This window comes from Pseudomonas sp. RP-B7 (genome assembly GCF_059803535.1).
Map to the genome: position 1 here is coordinate 68,801 of NZ_JAPFHC010000013.1, position 14,425 is coordinate 83,225.

Here is a 14,425-nt window from a genome sequence, read left to right on the forward strand (position 1 = left end):
GCTGGCTTGCCTGCGATGCAGGCACCTCGGTGTGTCAGTTGCACCGCGGCGATGCTATCGCAGGCAAGCCAGCTCCCACAAAAGCGAGGCTCCACAAGCCAGCGCCTAGATGCGCCACATTCAGGGCATAAAAAAACCGCTTCCGGTGAGGGAAGCGGTTTGTTCACAGCGGTGCGATCAGAACAGCTTCAGCGCCGGTGCTTCTTCTTTCAACGCCTCGTTTTTCGCAGTCTGCGCATTCCAGCCACCGCCGAGGGCCTTGTACAGGTTGACCTCGCTGGTGAGCTGCGCCAGGCGGTCGGTGATCAGCGATTGCTGGGCACTGAACAGTTGGCGCTGGGCGTCGAGGAAGGTCAGGTTGCTGTCGACACCAATGCGGTAGCGACGCTCGGCCAGGCGGTAGTAGTCCTGGTTGGCGGCGACGAAACCACGCTGGGCCTCCAGTTGCTGCTTGTAGGTCTCACGTGCGGCGAGGCCGTCGGAGACTTCCTGGAAGCCGGTCTGGATCGCCTTCTCGTAGGTCGCCACGTTGATCTCTTTCTGGATCTTCGCGTAGTCCAGGCTTGCGCGCAGGCTGCCAGCGTTGAAGATCGGGATGTTGATCTGCGGGGCGAACGACCAGGTGCCCGAGCCGCCCTTGAACAGGCCGCCCAAGTCCGGGCTCAGGGTGCCGGCGTTGGCCGTCAGGCTGATGCTCGGGAAGAACGCCGCACGGGCCGCGCCGATGTTGGCGTTGGCAGCCTTGAGGTTGTACTCGGCTTGCAGGATGTCGGGACGCCGTTGCAGCAGGTCCGACGGCAAGCCAGCCGGTACGTCGCTGAGCAGGTCATCCGACAGCGGCTTGCTGACCAGATTCGCCGGCAGGCCCGTGCCCAGCAGCAGGGTCAGGCTGTTTTCGTCCTGGGCCACCTGGCGGGTGTAACGCGCCAGGGCAACCCGGGCGTTTTCCACCGAGGTGCGCGCCTGGCTGAGGTCGAGGGCCGAGGCCACACCGACTTCGTTGCTGCGCGAGGTCAGCTTGAAGCTCTGCTCGTAGGCACCGAGGGTGTCCTGGGTCAGCTTGAGCAGCTCTTTATCGGCCTGCCAGGTCACGTAGGCCGTGGCCACGTTGGCGACCAGGCTGATCTGCGTGCTGCGGCGGGCTTCTTCGGTGGCGAAGTACTTCTGCAGGGCTTCTTCGCTCAGGCTGCGCACACGGCCGAACAGGTCCAGCTCGTAGGCGCTGATCCCGAGGGTGGCCGAGTACGAGCTGTTGATGCTCGACTCGCCGGTTTGCGAGGCACGTGCCGGTACGCGCTGGCGGCTGCCGCTGCCCGTGGCCGAGACGGCCGGGAACAGGTCGGCACGCTGGATGCGGTACTGCGCGGCGTAGGCGTCGATGTTCAGGGCCGCGACACGCAGGTCGCGGTTGTTCTCCAGGGCAACCTGGATCAGCTGTTGCAGGGCAGGGTCATGGAAAAACTGCTTCCAGCCCTGTTCGGCAGCGGCCTGGCTCGGCGCCTGGGCCGACGAATACGCCGGCCCCTGCGGGAACTGTGCGGCTACCGGCGCTTCGGGGCGCTGATAGTCAGGTATCAGCGAGCAGCCACTGAGCACGAATGCCGTGACAGCTAAGGAAAGGAGCGACTTGCTCATTGGCCAGCCTCTTTATGGATGTCAGTAGGTTCAGTCTTTTTACGCTCGCCCGCGGCGGACACGGTTGCGAAGAACAGCGGTACCCAGAAGATCGCCAGAACAGTCGCGGTGATCATGCCGCCGATCACGCCTGTACCAATCGCGTGCTGGCTGCCCGAGCCGGCGCCCGAGGAGATCGCCAGCGGCAATACGCCAAGGATGAACGCCATGGAGGTCATGATGATCGGCCGCAGACGCATGCGGGACGCCTCGATGGCCGCCTCGACAATGCCTTTGCCTTGCTCGTGCAACTCCTTGGCGAACTCGACGATCAGGATGGCGTTTTTCGCCGCCAGGCCCACCGTCACCAACAAGCCCACTTGGAAGAACACGTCGTTGGACAACCCACGCATGCTCGTGGCGATCAATGCCCCGACCACACCCAGCGGTACGACCAGCACCACCGCAATCGGGATCGACCAGCTTTCGTACAGTGCCGCGAGGCACAGGAACACCACCAGCAGCGACAGTGCGTACAGCGCTGGCGCCTGGGAGCCGGACAGACGCTCTTCGTACGACAGACCGGTCCACGCGTAGCCGACACCCGCCGGCAATTGCTTGGCGATGCGCTCGACTTCAGCCATGGCATCGCCGGTGCTGTAGCCCGGTGCCGGGGTCCCGAGGATTTCCATCGCCGCTACACCGTTGTAGCGCGAGAGTTTCGGCGAACCGTAGATCCACTTGCCCGAGGAAATGGCCGACATCGGCACCATCTTCCCGGAGTCACTGCGCACGAACCATTTGTCCAGGTCTTCAGGCGACATCCGGCCAGCGGCCTCGCCCTGCACGTACACCTTCTTCACCCGACCACGGTCGATGAAGTCGTTGACGTAGCTGCCACCCAGGGCAATCGCCAGGGTCTGGTTGATGCTCGACAGCGTGATGCCCTGGGCACTGGCCTTCTCGTCGTCAACGGTCAGCTCGTACTGCGGCTCATCGTTCACGCCGTTGGGACGCACGCCAGCAAGGATCTTGCTCTGCGCTGCCATGCCAAGGAACTGGTTGCGCGCTTCCATCAGCTTTTCGTGGCCAACGCCGCCCTGGTCTTGCAGGAACACGTCGAAACCGGTGGCGTTACCCAATTCGAGTACCGAAGGCGGCACGATGGCGAACACCATGGCGTCTTTGAAGGCGCCGAAGAAGTAGCCCTGGGCACGCTTGGCCACTTCGAACACCGACGTCGAAGCATCACGCTCATCCCACGGCTTGAGCATCACGAACGCGAGGCCCGAGCTCTGGCCACGGCCGGCGAAGTTGAAGCCGTTTACGGTAAATACCGATTTGACGGCTTTGCCTTCGCCTGGCTCGCCTTCCTTGTCGTGCAGCAGGAAGGCGCGCATGTCGTCGATGACTTTCTGCGTGCGTTCAGCCGACGAGCCGACCGGGGTCTGCACCTGGGCGAAAATCACGCCCTGGTCTTCTTCCGGGAGGAATGCGCTTGGAATGCGGGTGAACAACCAGACCATGCCGAGGACGATGACCAGGTACACGAAAAACGCCGGGAATTTGTGCTTGATCATGTTGCCCACGCCGCGCTCGTAGCTCAGTACGCCACGGTCGAAGGTGCGGTTGAACCAGCCGAAGAAACCACGCTTGGGTTGGCCGTGCTTTTCCGGGTCGATCGGCTTGAGCATGGTGGCGCACAAGGCCGGGGTGAAGATCAGGGCAACCAGTACCGACAACGCCATCGCCGAAACGATAGTGATGGAGAACTGTTTGTAGATCACACCTGTGGAGCCGCCGAAGAACGCCATCGGCAGCAGTACCGCCGAGAGTACCAGGGCAATACCCACCAGGGCGCCCTGGATCTGGCTCATGGACTTGACCGTCGCTTCTTTGGGCGACAGGTGTTCCTCGGCCATCACCCGCTCGACGTTCTCCACTACGACGATGGCGTCGTCCACCAGCAAGCCGATGGCCAGGATCATGCCGAACATGGTCAGGGTGTTGATGGTGAAGCCGAACGCCGCGAGGATGCCGAACGTACCCAGCAATACCACCGGTACGGTCATGGTGGTGATGATGGTGGCGCGGAAGTTCTGCAGGAACAGGAACATCACCAGGAACACCAGCACGATCGCTTCGACCAGGGTGTGAACGACACCGGAGATCGATTCGGTCACAACCGGGGTGGTGTCATACGGCACCACCGCCTTCATGCCTGGCGGGAAGAACGGTTCCAGGGACGCAACCGTGGCGCGGATGGCCTTGGCGGTGTCCAGGGCGTTGGCACCCGAGGCGAGCTTGATCGCCATACCGGACGCCGGCTTGCCGTTGAACTGTGCACTGATGCTGTAGTTCTGGCCGCCCAGTTCGATACGCGCAACGTCACGCAGACGAACCTGCGAGCCATCGGCATTGACCTTCATCAGGATCTTGCCGAACTCTTCGGCGGTTTGCAGGCGGGTCTTGCCGATGATGGTTGCGTTCAGCTGGGTGCCGGGCAGGGCAGGCAGGCCGCCCAGTTGGCCGGTGGCCACCTGTACGTTCTGCGCGGCGATGGCGCTGCTGACGTCTACCGGGGTCAGCTGGTAGTTGTTCAGCTTGGCCGGGTCGAGCCAGATACGCATGGCGTACTGCGAACCGAAGACCTGGAAGTCACCGACACCCGCCGTCCGGGAAATCGGGTCCTGGATGTTGGACACGATGTAGTTGGACAGGTCGTCCTTGGTCATGCTGCCGTCTTCCGACACCAGACCGATCACCATCAGGAAGTTCTTCACCGACTTGGTCACGCGGATACCCTGCTGCTGCACTTCTTGCGGCAGCAGTGGGGTCGCCAGGTTCAGCTTGTTCTGCACCTGAACCTGGGCGATGTCCGGGTTGGTACCCTGGTTGAACGTCGCGGTGATGGTCATGCTGCCGTCGGAGTTACTGTCCGAGGCGACATAACGCAGGTTGTCGATACCGTTGAGCTGTTGCTCGATGACCTGCACCACGGTGTCCTGCACGGTTTGTGCGGACGCGCCTGGGTAGGTCACCTGGATGTCGATGGCGGTTGGCGCGATGGCCGGGTATTGGTTGATGGGCAACTTCAGGATCGACAGTGCCCCGACCAGCATGATCACCAGGGCAATTACCCAGGCGAAAATGGGACGGTCGATAAAAAATTTCGACATGGGTTACTCCCCCTGGCCAGCAGCGGCGGCAGGAGCGGGAGCTGAACCGGCAGGCTTGGCGTTGTCGGCGTCCTTGACCTTGACTTCGATGCCCGGCTTGATGAATTGCAGGCCTTCGGTGATCACGCGGTCACCGGCGTCGAGGCCTTTTTCCACCAGCCAGTAGGCGCCGGACGTGCGGTTGGCAACCAGGGTGCGTTGCTCGACCTTGTTGTCCTTGTTCACCACCAATGCCGTCGGGATGCCCTTGATGTCGCGGGTCACGCCTTGCTGTGGCGCCAGGATGGCCTTGCTGTTCACACCGGCTTGCAACTGGGCATGAACGAACATGCCGGGCAGCAGGGTGTGGTCAGGGTTGGGGAACACGGCGCGCAGGGTTACCGAACCGGTGGTCTGGTCAACCGACACTTCGGAGAATTCCAGCTTGCCGTCCTGGCCGTACGCGCTACCGTCTTCCAGGGTCAGCTTGACCTTGGCGGCATTGGCACCGGCTTTTTCCAGTTGGCCGCTTTCCAGGTCGCGGCGCAGTTTCAGCATTTCAGCCGAGGACTGGGTGACGTCGACGTAGATCGGGTCCAGTTGCTGGATCACCGCCATGGCATCGGTCTGGCCATTGCTGACCAGCGCGCCTTCGGTCACCGAAGAACGGCCGATACGCCCGGAGATCGGCGCGAATACTTTGGTGTAACGCACGTTGATCTGGGCGGTTTGCACGTTGGCTTCCGCGGTCATGCGGTTGGCGACGGCGGTGTCGTATTCCTGGCGGCTGACGGCCTGCTCATCGACCAACTGCTTGTAGCGATCGGAGATGGACTTGGTCTGGGTCAGGCTGGCCTGCGCGCTTTTCAGGGTGGCGTCATACACCGACGGGTCGATCTGGTAGAGCTGTTGCCCTTCCTTCACGTCGCCGCCTTCCTTGAACAGGCGCTTGAGAATGATGCCGTTGACCTGTGGGCGAACTTCCGCAATGCGGTAGGCGGTGGTGCGGCCTGGCAGCTCGGACGTCAGGGTATAGGCTTGCGGTTGAATGGTGACCACGCCGACCTGAGGGGTTTGGGCGGGCGGAGCCGCTTCTTCCTTTTTACATCCGCTGAGCAGCGATGCCAGGGCGACGGCAGTGACCAGAGCGGTAACAGCTGGCTTAAGTTGCATGAAGATCCTCGGGTCAGGCGCGCAGGATGCGCACAAGAAATGTGGAAGGGTGAAAAACAAGCTGTGAGTAGATAAGTAGCTTGCTACGCAATATACTTACGTTCACGGTTGTTTGTAAACTCTTGACAGGCTTCGCGTAATGTTGACAAAGCAGTGCCCAAAGCCTCGATTTCATTACGTTCGGCACCCACGATGGTGCCGTCCCACAAATATTCAGATGATCGTCAACGGCTATTAATTCTGCGTTAACGATAGTCTCAAGTGTCCTGATTGAGGTTTTACTGCCATGGTTCGTCGCACCAAAGAGGAAGCTCAGGAAACGCGCAGCCAGATTCTCCAAGCCGCCGAGCAGGCCTTTTATGAGCGCGGTGTGGCACGCACCACCCTGGCGGATATCGCTGCGCTGGCCGGCGTGACGCGGGGTGCCATCTATTGGCATTTCAGTAACAAATCCGATTTGCTCCAGGCGTTGCTCGACACCCTGCACGAACCCCTGGACGAACTGGCCCGGGCCAGTGAAAGCGAGGATGAACTCGACCCGCTGGGCTGCATGCGCAAGCTGTTGATTCACTTGTACCATCAGGTGGCCCTTGACCCGAAAACCCGGCGCATCAATGAGATCTTGTTCCATAAGTGCGAATTCACCGATGAAATGTGTGACATGCGCCGTCAACGCCAGACTCACAGCCTGGAGTGCAATCTGCGTATCGGCTTGACCCTGCGCAATGCAGTGCATCGTGGTCAACTGCCGGAAAACCTCGACACCACCCGTGGTGCAGTGTGCATTCATGCCTATATCAACGGGTTGATCGGCCAATGGTTGCTGGTCCCCGACAGCTTCCAACTGCATCAGGACGCTGAGCGCTGGGTTGATATAGGGCTCGACATGCTGCGCTTGAGCCCCAACCTGCGCAATTGAGACAAAATGCGTAATTGCATCCGGTTGTGTCAACAGTAAAGCCTAAGGATGGTCAATCGTCCTTGTGCCGTATTTGTGGGGTGACTTTATATACGCGCTGGCCGGGGGTTGATAGGTAGCCGGCTAAGTATTTTGTAGGGATTTTGTTGCAGGGGTGTGAAGGAATGTTTCCTGGCCCCCATGAAAAAGCCCCGGTTCCTGCGAGCCGGGGCTTTTTCGTTTCAGCTTGTTACATCACAGCGCGAGGGTCGGGTAGTCGATGTAGCCGACCGGGCCTTTGCCATAGAAGGTTTGCGGATTCGCTTCGTTCAGCGGCGCATCAGCCTTCAAGCGCGCCGGCAGGTCCGGGTTGGCAATGAACGGCACACCAAAGGCCACCGCATCCGCCTTGCCCGAGGCCAGCCAGGCGTTGGCGCTGTCCTTGGTGAAGCGTTCGTTGGCGATATAGGTGCCGCCGAACGCTTTCTTCAGTTGTGGGCCGAGGCTGTCCGCGCCTTCTTTTTCACGGGAGCAGATGAACGCAATGCCACGCTTGCCCAGTTCGCTGGCGACGTAGGTGAAGGTCTCTGCCAGATTGTCGTCACCCATGTCGTGGGAATCGGCACGTGGTGCCAAATGCACACCCACACGTCCTGCGCCCCAGACCTCAATGGCGGCGTCGGTCACTTCCAGCAGCAGGCGTGCACGGTTTTCCAGGGAGCCGCCGTAGTTGTCGGTGCGCTGGTTGGTGCTGCTTTGCAGGAACTGGTCGAGCAGGTAGCCGTTGGCACCATGGATTTCCACGCCGTCGAAGCCGGCGGCCTTGGCGTTCTCGGCGCCGGTACGGTAGGCGTCGACGATGTCGGCGATTTCCGCGGTTTCCAGGGCACGTGGGGTCGGGTAGTCGGCCAGTGGGCGCACCAGGCTGACGTGGCCTTTAGGCTGGATTGCGCTCGGGGCCACCGGGGTTTCGCCGTTCAGGTACGACGGGTGGGAGATGCGCCCCACATGCCACAGTTGCAGGAAGATCTTGCCGCCCGCGGCGTGCACGGCCTTGGTGACGTTGGCCCAGCCACGTACCTGGTCGTTGGACCAGATGCCCGGGGTGTCCGGGTAACCCACGCCCAGCGGCGTCACGGAGGTGGCTTCGCTGAGGATCAGCCCGGCGGAAGCACGTTGCACGTAGTACTCGGCCATCAGCGCGTTGGGCACGCGACCTTCATCGGCACGGCAGCGGGTCAGCGGCGCCATGATGATGCGGTTGGACAGTTCCAGGTCGCCCAGTTTGATCGGATCGAAAATAGTCGTCATGGGAAAACACCTTCTCTTTGAAGTTGATCAGTTGGTCACAGGGGCCAGGTCGGCATCGCCGTTCTGACGGAAAGTAATCAGGGTCACCAGCAGCGCCAGGATCGCCAGGGCACCGGCGGCCAATGGCACGCTGGTGAGGCCGAAACCGTGGGCAATCACGCTGCCGCCGACCCAAGCGCCAAGGGCGTTGCCGATGTTGAAGGCACCGATGTTCAAGGTGGACACCAGGTTCGGCGCGGCTTTGCCGAAGGTCACGACGTTGATCTGCAACGCAGGCACGGCGGCGAACGCGGCGGTGGCCCACAGGAACAAGGTGATTTCCGTCGGGATCACGGCGATGCTGGTCCAGCTCAGCGCGGTGGACACCACCGCCATGCTGATGAACACGCCGATCAGGGTCGCGGCCAGGCGCTTGTCCGCCAGCTTGCCGCCGACGATGTTGCCCAGGGTCAGGCCCAGGCCGATCAACAGCAGGGTCCAGGTCACGCCTTGGGGCGAGATGCCGGTGACGTCGCCCAACAGCGGCGCGACGTAGGTGAAGAGGGTGAACATCGACGCGGAGAACAGCGCAGTCATGGTCAGCGACAACCAGATACCAGCACCTTTAAGGGCCGCCAGTTCGGCACGCATGTCGAGTTTTTCTTCGTCACGCTTGGCCGGCAGGAAGCGGATCAGGCCGATCAGCGCGACCACACCAATCACGGTCACCGCCCAGAACGTCGAACGCCAGCCGGCGGCCTGGCCCAACGCCGTACCCAACGGTACGCCCAGCACGTTGGCCAGGGTCAAGCCGGTGAACATCAATGCCACGGCCGATGCGCGCTTGTTGGCCGGCACCAGGTTGGCGGCCACCACCGAACCGATCCCGAAGAACGCGCCGTGGCACAGCGCGGTGACCACACGGGCAAACATCAGCACGTTGTAGTCGCTTGCCAGGGCGCAGAGCAGGTTGCCGACAATAAAGATGCCCATCAACGCTACCAGGGCGGCCTTGCGCGGCAGCTTGGCGGTGGCCAGTGCCATGAACGGCGCGCCAATGGCCACGCCCAGGGCGTAGCCGGTGACCAGCCAACCGGCGCCGGGGATCGACACACCGAGGTCCGCCGCCACATCGGGCAACAGGCCCATGATGACGAACTCGGTGGTGCCGATGGCGAAGGCGCTCAGGGCCAGTATGAGTAGCGAGAGGGGCATTGGGGTTCCTTTACAGCGGTGCGCTGAGTTCTGTAGTGAGCGCATCGAGGAACGCCTGGATGGTGTCCTCGTTGCGTTTGAAAAAGTGCCACTGCCCGGCCTTCTGGCTGCTGATCAAACCCGCGCGTTGCAAGGTCGCCAGGTGGGCCGACACGGTCGACTGGGACAAGCCGCAGCGTTGGTCGATCTGCCCGGCGCAAATGCCGTATTCGTGGTTGTGCAGTTGCTCGGGGAATTGCACTTTCGGGTCTTTCAGCCAGTTGAGGATGTCTCGCCGTACTGGGTGCGCCAGGGCTTTTATTATTTCGTCGAGGTCGATGGACATGGCAGGTGCTCGGTGTCTTGAAGCGTTATATCGCGATGAGGCGAACCTTAAATCGTTATATCCCGATATACCAATATGATTTTGCTCTGAGGACAGGCTAAATCGGTATATCGGGTTATAACGATACGTTGGCGGCAGTGCTAAACTGCGCGCCATGAATTATCTCGCACATCTGCACCTGGGCGGCCAACTTCCTGCGCAACTGCTGGGCAGCCTCTATGGCGATTTCGTCAAAGGCCGCCTGCAAGGCCAGTTCAGCCCGTCAATCGAGGCGGCGATCCAGCTGCATCGTTCCATCGACCGCTTTACCGACAGTCATCCGTTGGTGGGGCAGGCGTTGTCGCGCTTCAGCCTGACCCGCCGGCGTTATGCCGGGATCGTCCTCGATGTGTTTTTCGACCACTGCTTGGCGCGGGATTGGGCGCTGTATGCCGACCAGCCGCTGGAGCGCTTCACCTCGCAGGTATACCGCGTGCTGGCGGCCGAGCCACAACTGCCGGGGCGGCTGGCGCAGATTGCGCCGTATATGGCGGCCGATGACTGGTTGGGTTCGTATCGTGAGTTTGCAGTGATGGAGCAGGTGCTGCGGGGGATTTCGCGGCGGTTGACGCAGCCGCAGGAGCTGGGATTTGCGATGCAGGAGTTGGGTGAGTTGTATGAGCCGTTGAGCCAGGATTTCCGTCTGTTCTATCCCGAACTGCAAGCCTTTGCACAAAACCACCTGATTAATGAGGTCTAAATGTGGGAGCGGGCTTGCTCGCGAAAGCGGTCTGTCAGTTACCGATGTGCTGACTGATCCACCGCTTTCGCGAGCAAGCCCGCTCCCACATTTTTTTGACCGCGCCCGCTTTAAGCGGCGAATGCAGGCCGAGCATCCACTTGTTCCGCCTCCGGCACCGGCCCGAACAACGCCTTCTGCACCGCCTGCTGCGCCTGATACGCCAGCGCCGCACGCTCCTGCCCGGCGCACGCAATCGGCTTGAGCAGATGAATTTCTACATCGCCCTGATCATTGGCAAACAAGCGCATCAGGTGCGAGAGCAAATCATCATCGCCAATAAACGGCGCCAATGCGTCCACCTGACCCTCGCGCAGATAGCGGATCGCGACAGGTTGTAGCGCCACATCCGCATCAATCGCACTGGCCAGCAAGCGCCCGTGAAAGGTGCGCAGGCTGCGCCCGTCGGTGGTGGTGCCTTCGGGGAACATCAGCAGCGGGTGCTGTTGCTCCAGATGGCGGGTCATCTGCTTGCGGATCAACTGGCTGTCGCCCGAACCACGGCGAATGAACAAGCTGCCGGCCTTCGCCGCCAACCAACCGGCCACCGGCCAGGTGCGCACTTCGGCCTTGGACAGGAACGACATCGGCGCCACGGCGCCCAGCAATGGAATGTCGGTCCACGACACGTGATTGCTCACCCACAGCATCGGCTGGGTCGGCAGCTCACCGTGTACCGTTACGCGAAAGGGCAGGGCGTTGGTCAGCCGCGCCATGAAAAACCGCGACCAACGCTGGCGCCGCGGCATCGAATTGGCGATACCCAAACGCTCGAACAGGCCAAACACACTGGCCATGCTCAAGCCCAGCGCCACCACCACCAGCACGCGGGCAATGCGCCCGTACACCCGCAGGCGGCTCATCACATGGCCGCCTTGAAGTGGCGGGCGTAGCGCGGGCACAAGTTATCGCGCTTGAGCAGGATGAACACGTCGGCCACCTGGAAATCCTCGTCCCAGCACGGCTCGCCACAGATCTTCGCACCCAGGCGCATGTAAGCCTTGAGCAGCGGCGGCATCTCCGCGATGACGTTGGACGGTAGGTCCAGCGCCGGCAGCGGTTTTTTCGGTTCGGCACGCAGGTGTTCGTTGCACAGGTAGCGTTCGCGCAGGCGCTGCATGATCGCGTGGGCCTGGATGCCGCCGTCGTGCATCGGGATGCTCGCGCAGCCCATCAGGTAGCTGTAGCCGCCCTGGTTCAGCACTTCGGCCAACTCGCCCCACAATACGGCGATGGTGCCGCCGTTGCGGTAAGCCGGGTCGACGCAGGTGCGGCCGATTTCCAGGATCGGGCCTTGCAGGTGGAGCAAGCCATGCAAGCTGAATTCTTCTTCGCTGTAGAACCGACCCAGGGTGCTGGCGGCCGCGTGGTCGAGCAAGCGGGTGGTGGCCACCAAACGACCGCTGTTCAAGTCCCGCACGCCGATGTGGCTGCAGTGAACATCATAGTCATCCATGTCCAGACCCAGTTCCGCGCCTTTCAGCTTGGCGTTGAATTCGCCGCTGAACACGTTGAACCGCAAGGCCTGGGCTTCCTGCAATGCCTGCGCGCCAACCAGGCGTTCGGCTTGCAGACGGCGTTCATTGCCGGTGTCGCTGATGCGGGCGATCTGAGTCATGGCGAGTCTCCGAGTGCCGGCCACGATTTCGGCCGGTCGACTTTGTTGTCCAAACTCAGGCTATGGAGGCCCGGTGTCATCTCCATGAAGTTATGGTGACGCTTGGATGACAGGCTGCCCTGTCGCAAATCTGTCATTGCCCTGCGCTAGCCTCGCGGGCTTGAATGCCCCCCTTGAGTCCGCGTCCATGGTCAGAGGCCTGTTGTGTGTTGCCCTGCTGTCAGTCACCGTTACCGCCCACGCCGAAACCTGGCCTGCCAAGGAGTGGGCCAGGGGCTCGCAAATCGAAGGCCCCGCGCTCGATGCCCTGAACGCCTACGCATTTCCCCCGCGCGACGATGCCACCCGCCAAGGCATTCGCACCGATGCGCTGCTGGTGGTCCGTGATGGCGTGGTCATCTACGAACGCTACGCCGCGCCGACCACGGCCAGCACTGCGCACCTCACTTGGTCTGTCAGTAAAAGCCTGATGGCGACGGTGTTGGGCGTGGCCTACGGTGAAAACCGCTTCAAACTGACTGACCCGGCTGCGCGGTTTTATCCGCCGATGAAGCAGCACCCCACGGTGACGATGGCCGACCTGTTGCACTGGGCCTCGGGTCTGGACTGGCAGGAGGACTACGAATACGCCCCGCTGAAATCCTCGGTGGTGGCGATGCTCTACACCCGTGGACATCGCGATATGGCCGAGTTCGCCGCCGACACCGACGCCGCCCACGCGCCGGGCCAGGTGTTCCGTTATTCCAGCGGCGACAGCAACATCCTGTCCGCCGCCCTCAAGGGCATGCTTGGCCACAAGGCTTACATGAGTTACCCGTGGGATGCGCTGTTCAAGCCGTTGGGCATTCACAACGCGACGTGGGAAACCGATGCCGATGAAACCTTTGTCGCCTCGTCCTACGCCTACCTCACTGCCCGCGACCTCGCGCGCGTCGGCCTGTTGATGGCGCGGGGCGGTCGCTGGGGCGAGCAGCAGTTGCTGCCCAAGGAATGGATTGCCTTCAATCGCCAGGCGTTTGCCCACTACCAGGCCGGCCAGGATGAAGCCGTGCCGGGCGGGCACTGGTGGCTCAATCAAGGCGCCCAAAGGCCGTGGCCGGATGCGCCCGCCGATACCTTCGCCGCCCTGGGCCATTGGGGACAGGCGCTGTATGTGATGCCCGACGAACACTTGGTGATCGTGCGCTACGGCGATGATCGCGACGGCAGTTACCGCCACAACGAACTGCTCAAGCGCGTGCTCGCGGCGGTGCAGCCATGATCCGTGGTCGGCCGTTTACAAGCCTGCTGATCGTGCTGTTGCTCGCCCTTTTGGGCTGGGCCTGGCACGAGCGCGTCAACCTGCAAGCCTTTCCCGACATCATCGCGGCTTATACCGCCAAGGAATATTGTTCGTGCCGTTATGTGGCGAACAACCCCGCCGAGTATTGCCGTGGTTACGTGAAGCAATACGTGCCCACCAGTGCGTTGAGCGATAACCCCGAGCGCAGCGAAGTTACCGCCAGCGGGATGGGGCGTACCCACACGGCGCGCTGGCTTGGCGACCGCCAGGGCTGCCGCCTCAATCCCTGATACGCCTCATATCCCTTGTGGGAGCGGGCTTGCTCGCGAAAGCGTCATGTCAGCCACTGAATAGTTGACTGACCCACCGCTTTCGCGAGCAAGCCCGCTCCCACACAAGCGCCACTCCACTCAAACCCGTGCCCAGATTGGATTTGCGCCGCTTGGGACATTGCGCTTAAGGTTCGTGCAGGTTTTTCTCCCTACGAGTCTTTAATGCTGATCAAACCCCTGGCCTTCGCTCTGTTGGCCGCCGCTGCCGTGCCTGCCCATGCCGACTGGTATCTGGATAACGAATCCTCACGCCTGTCCTTCGTCACCAGCAAAAACACTGACATCGCCGAAGTGCAGCGCTTTCTGGTGTTGCATGGCAAAGTCGACGGCAACGGCGCGGCGCAGGTCGAAGTGGAACTGGAGTCGATCAACAGCGGCATTCCGTTGCGCGATGAGCGTATGCGCAATGACCTGTTCGAAATCAAGACCTTTCCCGACGCGCTGATCAACGCGCAGATCAACCTGCAACCCATCAATGACCTGGCCCCCGGCGCGCAATTGGAACTGCGCTTGCCGCTGCGCGTCACCTTGCACGGCAAGACCCAGACCTACAACGCCGAACTGCTCGCCACGCGCCTGGATGACCGGCGCTTCCAGGTCGTGACCCTGGAGCCGGTGGTGATGCATGCCGAGGACTTCGATTTGATGCCCGGCGTGGCAGCGTTGCGCAAGGCGGCCGGTTTGGCGTCGATCAGCTTGTCGGTGCCGGTGGGTGCGGTGCTGATCTTTACGGCGCGCTGAC

The 14,425-nt window shown here is 61.8% G+C and carries 13 protein-coding genes; 5 read left to right on the top strand and 8 right to left on the bottom strand.

The annotated features are described in order from the left end of the window. Positions 1-177: 177 nt before the first annotated feature. From adeC to OPU96_RS14260, 3 genes are read right to left on the bottom strand one after another with little or no spacing between them, the layout of a single operon-like run. Positions 178-1,635, bottom strand: coding sequence for an AdeC/AdeK/OprM family multidrug efflux complex outer membrane factor (gene adeC, locus OPU96_RS14250; protein ID WP_463984402.1), 1,458 nt, complete (start codon positions 1,633-1,635; stop codon positions 178-180). Continuing rightward, the gene (locus OPU96_RS14255) at positions 1,632-4,793 is read right to left on the bottom strand and encodes an efflux RND transporter permease subunit (protein ID WP_305392218.1); all 3,162 of its coding nucleotides are present in this window, start codon (positions 4,791-4,793) and stop codon (positions 1,632-1,634) included. The genes adeC and OPU96_RS14255 overlap by 4 nt, the downstream gene beginning before the upstream one ends. A gap of 3 nt (positions 4,794-4,796) precedes the next feature. Next, entirely contained in the window at positions 4,797-5,945 is a 1,149-nt protein-coding gene (locus OPU96_RS14260) for an efflux RND transporter periplasmic adaptor subunit (RefSeq protein ID WP_192299270.1), read from the bottom strand. 286 nt (positions 5,946-6,231) lie between these two features. On the opposite strand from OPU96_RS14260, the gene OPU96_RS14265 reads away from it, so the two are divergent. After that, entirely contained in the window at positions 6,232-6,864 is a 633-nt protein-coding gene (locus OPU96_RS14265) for a TetR family transcriptional regulator (protein ID WP_192299269.1), read from the top strand. A 234-nt stretch (positions 6,865-7,098) separates the two neighbouring features. Here the strand turns inward: OPU96_RS14265 and OPU96_RS14270 are convergent, their stop codons facing one another. Genes OPU96_RS14270 through OPU96_RS14280 form a run of 3 tightly spaced genes read right to left on the bottom strand, consistent with a single transcriptional unit; the run spans position 7,099 to position 9,673 of the window. Further along, a complete protein-coding gene (locus tag OPU96_RS14270; RefSeq protein ID WP_192299268.1) occupies positions 7,099-8,154 on the bottom strand; it encodes an alkene reductase in 1,056 nt (351 codons plus the stop codon). Between the two features lie 27 nt (positions 8,155-8,181). Further along, positions 8,182-9,348, bottom strand: coding sequence for an MFS transporter (locus OPU96_RS14275; RefSeq protein ID WP_463984403.1), 1,167 nt, complete (start codon positions 9,346-9,348; stop codon positions 8,182-8,184). Between the two features lie 10 nt (positions 9,349-9,358). After that, positions 9,359-9,673: an ArsR/SmtB family transcription factor gene (locus OPU96_RS14280; protein WP_192299266.1), complete on the bottom strand. Its 315-nt coding sequence runs from the start codon at positions 9,671-9,673 to the stop codon at positions 9,359-9,361. A gap of 154 nt (positions 9,674-9,827) precedes the next feature. On the opposite strand from OPU96_RS14280, the gene OPU96_RS14285 reads away from it, so the two are divergent. Continuing rightward, the gene (locus OPU96_RS14285; protein ID WP_226455236.1) at positions 9,828-10,412 is read left to right on the top strand and encodes an acyl carrier protein phosphodiesterase; all 585 of its coding nucleotides are present in this window, start codon (positions 9,828-9,830) and stop codon (positions 10,410-10,412) included. Between the two features lie 110 nt (positions 10,413-10,522). Here the strand turns inward: OPU96_RS14285 and OPU96_RS14290 are convergent, their stop codons facing one another. Then, complete coding sequence (locus OPU96_RS14290) at positions 10,523-11,314, bottom strand: lysophospholipid acyltransferase family protein (RefSeq protein ID WP_498559267.1); 792 nt, start codon at positions 11,312-11,314, stop codon at positions 10,523-10,525. Next, complete coding sequence (gene olsB, locus OPU96_RS14295; protein ID WP_105525131.1) at positions 11,314-12,069, bottom strand: L-ornithine N(alpha)-acyltransferase; 756 nt, start codon at positions 12,067-12,069, stop codon at positions 11,314-11,316. Before olsB ends, OPU96_RS14290 begins: the two co-directional genes overlap by 1 nt. 187 nt (positions 12,070-12,256) lie before the next feature. Between olsB and OPU96_RS14300 the strand changes: the two genes are divergently transcribed. The 3 genes from OPU96_RS14300 to OPU96_RS14310 all read left to right on the top strand — a co-directional run bounded on the left by OPU96_RS14300 (position 12,257) and on the right by OPU96_RS14310 (position 14,424). After that, positions 12,257-13,330, top strand: coding sequence for a serine hydrolase domain-containing protein (locus OPU96_RS14300; protein WP_498559268.1), 1,074 nt, complete (start codon positions 12,257-12,259; stop codon positions 13,328-13,330). Further along, positions 13,327-13,641 carry an amidase gene (locus OPU96_RS14305; protein ID WP_305392222.1) on the top strand — a complete coding sequence of 105 codons (315 nt, stop codon included), beginning with the start codon at positions 13,327-13,329 and terminating at the stop codon, positions 13,639-13,641. Before OPU96_RS14300 ends, OPU96_RS14305 begins: the two co-directional genes overlap by 4 nt. Before the next feature lie 204 nt (positions 13,642-13,845). Continuing rightward, a complete protein-coding gene (locus tag OPU96_RS14310; protein ID WP_226455240.1) occupies positions 13,846-14,424 on the top strand; it encodes a YceI family protein in 579 nt (192 codons plus the stop codon). Position 14,425: the final 1 nt, after the last annotated feature.